General features: G+C 60.3%; 1 protein-coding gene. It reads left to right on the top strand.

What is annotated here, in order from left to right; all coding sequences use genetic code 11:
- Nucleotides 1-42: 42 nt before the first annotated feature.
- The coding region (rpoB, locus tag VGO04_RS19605; protein ID WP_327497636.1) for a DNA-directed RNA polymerase subunit beta at nucleotides 43-2364 on the top strand (2322 nt) is incomplete at its 3' end.

Raw genomic sequence — 2364 nt, 5'->3', positions numbered from 1 at the left:
CGTCCGTTGCAGGCCCGGATGCAAGATTGACAAGGAGCGACGATGGCTCAGACCCTTTCGTTTAACGGTCGCAGGCGCGTACGCAAGTTTTTTGGTAAAATTCCAGAAGTCGCAGAAATGCCGAACCTCATCGAGGTTCAGAAGGCATCCTACGACCAGTTTCTGATGGTTGAAGAGCCCAAGGGCGGTCGCCCTGATGAAGGGCTCCAAGCTGTTTTCAAGTCGGTTTTCCCGATCAAGGATTTCTCGGGCGCATCGATGCTGGAGTTCGTGTCCTACGAATTCGAGCCGCCGAAGTTCGACGTCGAGGAATGCCGTCAGCGCGATCTGACCTACGCAGCGCCGCTCAAGGTGACGCTGCGCCTCATCGTGTTTGATATTGACGAGGATACCGGCGCGAAGTCCATCAAGGACATCAAGGAACAGAACGTCTACATGGGCGACATGCCGCTCATGACCGACAACGGCACCTTCATCGTCAACGGCACCGAGCGCGTTATCGTTTCGCAGATGCACCGTTCGCCGGGCGTCTTCTTCGACCACGACAAGGGCAAGAGCCATTCGTCGGGCAAGCTTTTGTTTGCAGCCCGCGTCATTCCTTACCGCGGTTCCTGGCTCGACATCGAGTTCGACGCCAAGGACATCGTGCATGCGCGTATCGACCGCCGCCGCAAGATTCCGGTGACGTCGCTCCTGATGGCGCTCGGCATGGACGGCGAGGAAATCCTCGACACCTTCTACACGAAGTCGCTCTACCAGCGCGACGGCGAAGGCTGGCGCGTGCCGTTCCAGCCCGACGCCCTGAAGGGCCAGAAGGCCATCACCGACATGATCGACGCCGACACCGGCGAAGTGGTCGTTGAAGCCGGCAAGAAGCTGACCCCGCGTCTTCTTCGCCAGCTGCAGGACAAGGGCCTGAAGGCGCTCAAGGCAACCAACGATGATCTCTACGGCAACTATCTTGCCGAAGACGTCGTCAACTACGGTACCGGCGAGATCTACCTCGAAGCCGGCGACGAGATCGACGAGAAGACCCTTCCGGTCATCCTCTCGGCTGGTTTCGACGAAATCCCGGTTCTCGACATCGACCACATCAATGTCGGCGCCTACATCCGCAACACGCTTTCGGCAGACAAGAACGAGAACCGTCAGGACGCTCTGTTCGACATCTACCGCGTGATGCGTCCGGGCGAGCCGCCGACCATGGATTCCGCGGAAGCCATGTTCAACACGCTGTTCTTCGATGCCGAGCGTTACGATCTCTCGGCCGTCGGCCGCGTCAAGATGAACATGCGCCTCGACCTCGAAGTCGCAGACACCGTGCGCATCCTGCGCAAGGAAGACATCCTGGCTGTCGTCAAGATGCTCGTCGAGCTGCGTGACGGCAAGGGCGAGATCGACGACATCGACAACCTCGGCAACCGTCGTGTTCGCTCTGTCGGCGAACTCATGGAAAACCAGTACCGTCTCGGCCTGCTTCGCATGGAGCGCGCGATCAAGGAACGCATGTCCTCGATCGAAATCGACACGGTCATGCCGCAGGACCTGATCAACGCCAAGCCGGCCGCTGCCGCCGTTCGCGAGTTCTTCGGTTCCTCGCAGCTGTCGCAGTTCATGGACCAGGTGAACCCGCTTTCGGAAATCACCCACAAGCGCCGTCTTTCGGCTCTTGGCCCGGGTGGTCTGACCCGCGAGCGCGCAGGCTTCGAAGTCCGCGACGTTCACCCGACCCACTACGGCCGTATTTGCCCGATCGAAACGCCGGAAGGCCCGAACATCGGTCTGATCAACTCGCTTGCAACCTTCGCCCGCGTCAACAAGTACGGCTTCATCGAAAGCCCGTACCGCAAGATCGTCGACGGCAAGGTGACGAACGACGTCGTCTACCTCTCGGCAATGGAAGAGGCGAAGTATCACGTCGCCCAGGCCAACTCGGTTCTCGAAGCCGATGGCTCCTTCGCCGAAGAATTCGTCGTTTGCCGTCACTCCGGCGAAGTTATGCTGGCGCCGCGTGACAACATCAACCTGATGGACGTTTCGCCGAAGCAGCTCGTTTCGGTCGCGGCCGCGCTCATCCCGTTCCTTGAGAACGACGACGCGAACCGCGCACTGATGGGCTCGAACATGCAGCGTCAGGCCGTGCCGCTGCTGCGCGCCGAAGCGCCGTTCGTCGGTACCGGCATGGAACCGGTCGTTGCCCGTGACTCCGGCGCTGCGATTGCAGCCCGTCGTGGCGGTGTCGTCGACCAGGTCGACGCGACCCGTATCGTTATCCGCGCCACCGAAGACCTCGATCCGTCGAAGTCGGGCGTCGATATCTACCGTCTGCAGAAGTTCCAGCGTTCCAACCAGAACACCTGCGTC

The sequence above is a fragment of the Ensifer sp. genome (assembly GCF_035999185.1).
Taxonomy (GTDB): domain Bacteria; phylum Pseudomonadota; class Alphaproteobacteria; order Rhizobiales; family Rhizobiaceae; genus Ensifer.
Note: the sequence above shows the minus strand (reverse complement) of the source record. Positions and strands in the feature narration are given on the sequence as shown.